The organism is Dietzia sp. DQ11-38-2, from assembly GCF_014145055.1.
Lineage (GTDB): Bacteria > Actinomycetota > Actinomycetes > Mycobacteriales > Mycobacteriaceae > Dietzia.
In genome coordinates this window covers 1-6,205 of record NZ_JAALDW010000062.1, presented here as the reverse complement: position 1 = coordinate 6,205, position 6,205 = coordinate 1, and the positions used below count along the sequence as shown (strand labels likewise).

6 protein-coding genes are annotated in these 6,205 nt (G+C 70.8%); 2 read left to right on the top strand and 4 right to left on the bottom strand.

Annotation, left to right across the window (positions count from 1 at the left end; all coding sequences use genetic code 11):
• Nucleotides 1-888: aminodeoxychorismate synthase component I (locus G6026_RS02755; protein ID WP_182612199.1), on the top strand; the 888-nt coding region annotated here is incomplete at its 5' end.
• A 32-nt stretch (nt 889-920) separates the two neighbouring features.
• On the opposite strand, the gene rsmI is transcribed toward G6026_RS02755, so the two are convergent.
• On the bottom strand, nt 921-1,760 hold the full coding sequence (gene rsmI / locus G6026_RS02750; protein ID WP_182612198.1) for a 16S rRNA (cytidine(1402)-2'-O)-methyltransferase: 840 nt from the start codon (nt 1,758-1,760) through the stop codon (nt 921-923).
• Between the two features lie 86 nt (nt 1,761-1,846).
• Here rsmI and G6026_RS02745 point away from each other — a divergent pair, with 86 nt between their 5' ends.
• The gene (locus G6026_RS02745; RefSeq protein WP_182612197.1) at nt 1,847-3,358 is read left to right on the top strand and encodes a phospholipid carrier-dependent glycosyltransferase; all 1,512 of its coding nucleotides are present in this window, start codon (nt 1,847-1,849) and stop codon (nt 3,356-3,358) included.
• 64 nt (nt 3,359-3,422) lie between these two features.
• Here G6026_RS02745 and G6026_RS02740 read toward each other — a convergent pair whose 3' ends face one another.
• From G6026_RS02740 to G6026_RS02730, 3 genes are all read right to left on the bottom strand, one after another.
• Entirely contained in the window at nt 3,423-3,821 is a 399-nt protein-coding gene (locus G6026_RS02740) for a DoxX family protein (protein ID WP_107756957.1), read from the bottom strand.
• A 5-nt stretch (nt 3,822-3,826) separates the two neighbouring features.
• Nucleotides 3,827-4,690, bottom strand: coding sequence for an SDR family oxidoreductase (locus G6026_RS02735; protein ID WP_182612196.1), 864 nt, complete (start codon nt 4,688-4,690; stop codon nt 3,827-3,829).
• A 139-nt stretch (nt 4,691-4,829) separates the two neighbouring features.
• The gene (locus G6026_RS02730; protein ID WP_182612195.1) at nt 4,830-6,041 is read right to left on the bottom strand and encodes an NADH:flavin oxidoreductase; all 1,212 of its coding nucleotides are present in this window, start codon (nt 6,039-6,041) and stop codon (nt 4,830-4,832) included.
• Nucleotides 6,042-6,205 lie beyond the last annotated feature (164 nt).

The window sequence follows — 6,205 nt, the reverse complement described above, 5'->3', positions numbered from 1 at the left end:
CGGTGGTCGAGTCACGGCGACGCCCCCGACCCCGTTCAGGTGGTGCGCGACCACGGCGCCGACCGACGCGACGACGCCCGGACCGACCGCCTCCCCCGCTGGTCCGCCCCGGACCGCGCGGCTCACCGCTCTGCTGTGGTCGAGTGCCTCGAGGCGATCCGGGCGGGCGAGGTCTACCAGGCCTGCCTGAGCACCCGACTGGACGGGCATCTCCGCGCGGACCCGCTCGAGACCTTCCTCGAGATCTCCGGCCACTCGCCCGCCTCACGATCGGCGTATCTCGAGGGCCCCTGGGGCGCCGTCCTGGGGTTCTCGCCCGAGGTGTACCTGGTTCGCCGTGGTGACCAGGTGCACTCCAGCCCCATCAAGGGCACGCTGGCGGCCGACCTCGACCCGGAGTTGTTGCTGGGGTCGGCGAAAGACGTCGCCGAGAACATCATGATCGTCGACCTGGTCCGCAACGACCTCGGGCGCGTGGCCGACGTCGGGTCGGTGACCGTGACCGACCTGCTCGCCGTACGGCCGGCACCGGGGGTGCACCACCTGGTCTCCACCGTCACCGCCCACACGACCGCGGACCACCCGGCATTGGTGGAGGCCACGTTCCCTCCCGCATCGGTCACCGGGACCCCCAAGGCGCGGGCTCGGGAACTGATCGCCGGGTGGGAGCCGCGGTCCAGGGGCCTGCACTGCGGGGCGTACGGCTTCGCCCTGGGCCCGGACCTCGAACTCGCGGTGGCCATCCGGACCCTCGAGGTCTCCCCCGACGGGCGCGTGGAGCTGGGCGTGGGCGGGGGCATCACCGTCGATTCCGACCCCGACGCCGAATGGGAGGAATGCGTGCACAAGGCCGCGTTCACCTGGGGCGGCGGTCCGCCGCCCTGGTGACCGGCGTGGGCCGCGAGGCGTCGCGGGGTCGGTCAACCCCGCGCGTCGACGACCGCCTGGTAGAGCTCACGTCTGGTCAGCGACGACCCCTCCGCGACCGTCGCGCACGCGTCCTTGAGCCGTTCACCCGCCTCGACCCGCTCTTCGACGATCTCCACCAGGTCCTCGGTCGTGGCGGCGGAACCGGGCGCGTCCGCCCCCTCGATCACCACCACGATCTCCCCGCGCACCCCGTCAGCGGTCCGGTCGGCCAGGTCGCCGAGCGTGCCCCGCAGGACCTCCTCGTAGGTCTTGGTGAGCTCGCGACACACCGCGGCCCGCCGACCCGGACCCAGTGCCTCCGCGGCCTCGGCGAGCGTCTCGGCGAGCCGGTGCGGTGACTCGAAGAACACGCACGTGCGCTCCTCGGCGACCAGGCGGGCCAACCAGGTCCGCCGGCGACCCGCCCGACGCGGGGGGAAGCCGTCGAAGCAGAATCTGTCCACGGGCAGACCGCTGAGGACCAGCGCGGTCGTCACGGCCGACGGGCCGGGCAGACAGGTCACGGGGAGGTCCGCATCGATACACGCGGTGACCAGCGAATAACCCGGGTCGGATACCGCGGGCATCCCCGCATCGGTGACCACGGCCACCACGTCTCCCGCCCGGACGCGGTCGATCAACTGGGGGACGCGACCCGCCTCATTGTGCTCGTAGAAGCTCATGACCCGCCCCCGGATGGTCACACCGAGCGCGGTGGCGAGCCCCCGCAGGCGCCGGGTGTCCTCGGCCGCCACCACGTCCGCGGAGGCGAGCAGGTCCCGCAGTCGCGCCGAGGCGTCGCCCGGGTTCCCGATAGGGGTGGCGGCCAACACGACACGTCCGGACGTCATGCGCTCCAGACTATCCCCGGTCCGCGCCGACTCACTCGCCCTGCCCGTCTCCCCGACATCCGAAAGGCCCCCATTATGCTCGCCGTGTGACCCCGACCCCAGGCGTGCGATCCCCGGGCCGCCCGCTCCCGGTTCCGGACACCGGCCCGGTCGACACCCCCCGCGACTGGATGGCCACCGGCCTCATCCTGGTCCTGGCCTTCCTCTCCCGCTTCTGGGGTCTCACCTCCGCCACGGATGAGGGCACCCCGGTCTTCGACGAGAAGCACTACGCGCCACAGTCGTTCAGCATCGCGCAGTTGGGGATCGAGGAGAACCCCGCTTACGGCCTGGTGGTCCACCCGCCCGTCGCCAAGCAGATCGAGTCGCTCGGTGGTCTGCTCTTCGGCTACACGCCCCTGGGCTGGCGGTTCACCGCCGCGATCGCCGGCGTCCTGGTGGTGCTGATGGTCATGCGGATCACCAGGCGGCTGACCCGTTCCACCCAGCTCGGCCTGATCGCGGGCCTGCTGATGTGTCTCGACGGGGTCACGTTCGTGACCTCCCGCATCGGCATGCTGGACATCTACCAGGTCCTGTTCGTCACCGCCGCCGCCGGCGCCCTGCTGGTGGACCGCGACCAGATGCGCGGCCGCATGCACCGTGCCGCGCTCGCCGGACGCCTCCACCTGTCGGATCTCGGGCCGCGGCTGGGGTTCCGCTGGTGGCGGTTCACCGCCGGCGTCATGCTGGGGCTCGCGCTGGGGGTCAAGTGGTCCGGCCTGTACTTCATCGCGTTCTTCGGACTCATGACCGTCGCCTGGGACTGGGCACTGCGCAGCCGCTACGGCGTCCGGCGCCCCGTGGCGGGCGCCCTTCTCCGCGACTCCGTGCCCGCGTTCTTCTCGCTCGTCATCTGGCCCGTCCTGATCCACATGTTCACCTGGCTGCCGTGGTTCGCGAGTGAGAACTCCGTCTACCGGCATGTCGTGGGCACCAAGGTGGAGGACAACTGGCTGCCCGACTCCCTGCAGTCGTGGCTCTACTACCAGTCCTCCGTGCTGGACTTCCACTCCTCGCTCACCACCTCGGCGGGCAATCGGCACCCGTGGGAATCCAAGCCGTGGACCTGGCCGATGAGCCTGCGGCCGATGCTCTACTACGTCGAGCAGGGCGAGGAGGTCACCGGCTGTGGTCAGGACTCCTGCGTCCGCGCGATCATGCTCCTGGGCACGCCCGCGATCTGGTGGCTCGCGATCCCCGTCCTCGGGTGGGCGTTCTGGCGGGCGGTGATCTGCCGCGACGGCCGGTACGCGTTCCCGCTCGTCGGCTACATGGCCGGCTACCTGCCGTGGTTCTTCCAGCACGACCGTCAGATGTACTTCTTCTACGCCGCGGTGATGGTGCCGTTCTTCGTGATGATGGTCGCGCTGGTGCTGGGCGAGATCGCCGGTGGATCCGGCGACTCCCCCCGCCGGCGGATCATCGGCCTCGGGATCGTGTGCCTCTACCTCGCGCTGGTGGTGGCCAACTTCATCTACATGCTGCCCATCCTGTCCGGGATGCCCATCACCCCCACGGAATGGAGCCAACAGCTCTGGTTGCCGTCCTGGCGCTGAGCCGATCTCCACCCATGCCGGTCCCCGCCGACGCCGGACGCGCATCCGGCAGGACGCCGTCGGCTCACCCGCCCAGGACCCTGTCAATGCTGAACCTGCCCGCGCCGACCGCGGCGATCAGCAACACCCCCACCCCCAGCGCCACCACGAGCTCCCACCCGTTCTGGGTCACGAAGGGGCCGTTGGTGGCGTGGACGAAGTACAGGGCCCCCGCCATGTCCACCGCCAGCAGGATCCCGGCCAGCGGGGTCAGGATGCCCGCGATGAGCGCGATCCCGGCGATCAGCTCGACCCCGGCGACGACCGCCGCGGTGACCTCCGGTTGCGGGATCCCGTACCCGGCGAACTGCTCGCCCACGCGGCCCAGCCCCAGGGTGAAGAACTTCTGCCACCCGTGGGCCACGAACACCGCCCCGAGCCCGATCCGGGCCAGCAATATCGCGGCGTCGTTGAGGGTCTCCATCCCCCTCACGGGAGGATTCCCTCGCCGGCCTTGGTGATACGACGGCTCAGTAGCTTCATCGCGAGGATATAGAGAGGTGGCGCGAACTTCTGGGCGGCGAACGCCAGCCTGATGTCCGGCGAGGTGTAGACGATGTAGCGCCCCTTGCGCACACCCTCGATCGTCTTGGAGGCCGCCACCTCCGGGGTGACGGCATGGCGACGGAACTGGTCCACGGTCTTGGCGACCTTCGGATCCGAGCGGTCCACGCCCGCGATCTCCACGGTCTCCACCAGCGGGGTGTCCACGCCGCCGGGGCACACCAGGTGCACGCCGATCTGGTAGGGCGCCAGATCGAACCGCAGCACCTCGGCGATGCCGCGGATGCCGAACTTGGCCGCGCTGTAGGCGGCGTGCCAGGGCAGGCCGAGCAGGCCCGCGGCCGACGAGACCATGACCAGGGCAGCGGGTCGCCGAGCGGCCATCATCGCCGGGACGAACGCCTCGACCACGTGGATGGTGCCCATGAGGTTGACCTCGACCATCGACCGCCACACGCGGTGCTCGAGGAGGTCAGGCCGTCCCCAGGCCGAGTTACCCGCGACGTGGAAGACCGCGTGCGGGGCGCCGTGGGCGGCGACGACGCCCTCGCCGAACCGCATCACCGCCTCGTGGTCGGTGATGTCCAGTGCCTCCGAGGCGAGCAGCGTGCCACCGGCGTCCCGGCAGGCACCCGCCGCCGAGTCCAGGCCTGCTGCGTCACGGTCCGTCAGCACCAGCGAGGCGCCCTCGCCCGCCAACCCGATCGCCACGGCGCGGCCGATCCCGCTGGCCGCGCCGGTGACCACGCAGGTCGTGCCGCGGTAGTCGGTGATCCGTCGCCTCGACATGTGGTTCCCTTCCGGCCCGAACCACTCGAGCGGGCCTCCTCGGGTTCCACCGTAGCGTCACGCCGGTCTCACGCAGGGGCGTCCCACCGCCGACGTGACCCGGGCGGTTGCCGGGCAGCCGGTGAGAGGCCGCCCCGGGTCACCTGCGCGCGGGGATGGGCGGCACGTGCTCGCGCAGCACGCAGCGACTCCCGCTGTAGATCGTGGCCATGCATCTGTTGCAGTGGACGCACAGGGAGCGCCGACGGTCGTCGGCCTGCAGCGTGAGGGGCAGGTCGGGCTCGCGCAGCAGAGCGCGCCCCATCGCCACGAACTCGAAGCCCGCGGTCATCGCCTTGTCGATCGACGGCCGGTCGACGATCCCCCCGAGCAGCATCATCGGCAGACTGACGGCCTCGCGGATCTGGCGGGCGTCGTCGAGCATGTAGGCGTCGGTGTAGGGGTACTCCTTGAACATCCGCGGGCCGACGACCTTCATCCCCAGCTTGATCACCGGCGGCTGGGTGGCCGCGAACTCGTGCAGCGGCGCGTCACCCTTGAAGAGGTAGATGGGGTTGAGCAGCGAGCTGCCCACGGTCATCACCAGGGCATCCGCCGAGCCGTCCTCCTCGATCCACCGGGCGACCTGGACCGCCTCGTCGATCCAGAAGCCGCCGGGCACGCCGTCGTCCATGTTGAGCTTCATGGTCACCGCGATCCGGTCACCCATGGCGTCGCGGATGGCGCGGCCGATGCGGCGGGCGAACCGGGCACGGTTCTCCAGCGACCCGCCGTAGGAGTCCTTACGCTTGTTGAGCCGAGGGCTGAGGAACTCGCTGACCAGATAGTTGTGCCCGAAGTGCACCTCGATCGCGTCGAACCCGGCCTCGGCCGCGCCGCGGGCCGCGCGGACATGGTCCTCGACGATCCGGTCGATGTCCGCTTCGGTGCAGGCCCTGGTGAGCGACATGCCCGTGGGGGCCGGGATCCGGGACGGTCCCATCGCCGGCATCCGGGTGGAGGCGGAGTTGGCCACCGCCCCCGCGTGGCCGACCTGCGCGGACACGGCCGCACCTTCGGCGTGCACGGCGTCGGTGAGCTTGCGGAGCATGCCGCCGTCACTCATTCCCCAGTGGTACTGGTGCCGGTCGGTCCGACCCTCGGGCGAGGTGGCCAGGTAGGCGACTGTCGTCATGCCCACGCCGCCGCGGGCGTACTCGGCGTGGAACTCGATGAGTTCGTCGGTGACCCGACCCTCGGGGCAGCGGCCCTCGAAGGTCGCGGCCTTGACGATGCGGTTGCGCAGCGTCACGTTTCCGATCTTGGCCGGGCTGAAGACATCGGGGGCGGGGGTACCGGGTGAGAGGGGCATGGACGGACTATAACGCGTTTCAATCCGCCGTTCATGCGCTTTGGCCAGCAGTTTTGCACTGAGTGCAAAGCAGGTTCCGCGTCCGGGCCGGCCACCGACGGCCCGGGGCGCCCCGCCGGGGCCCTACCGGCCACCCACCGGCGCGCTCAGCCCTGGGGGTTGAG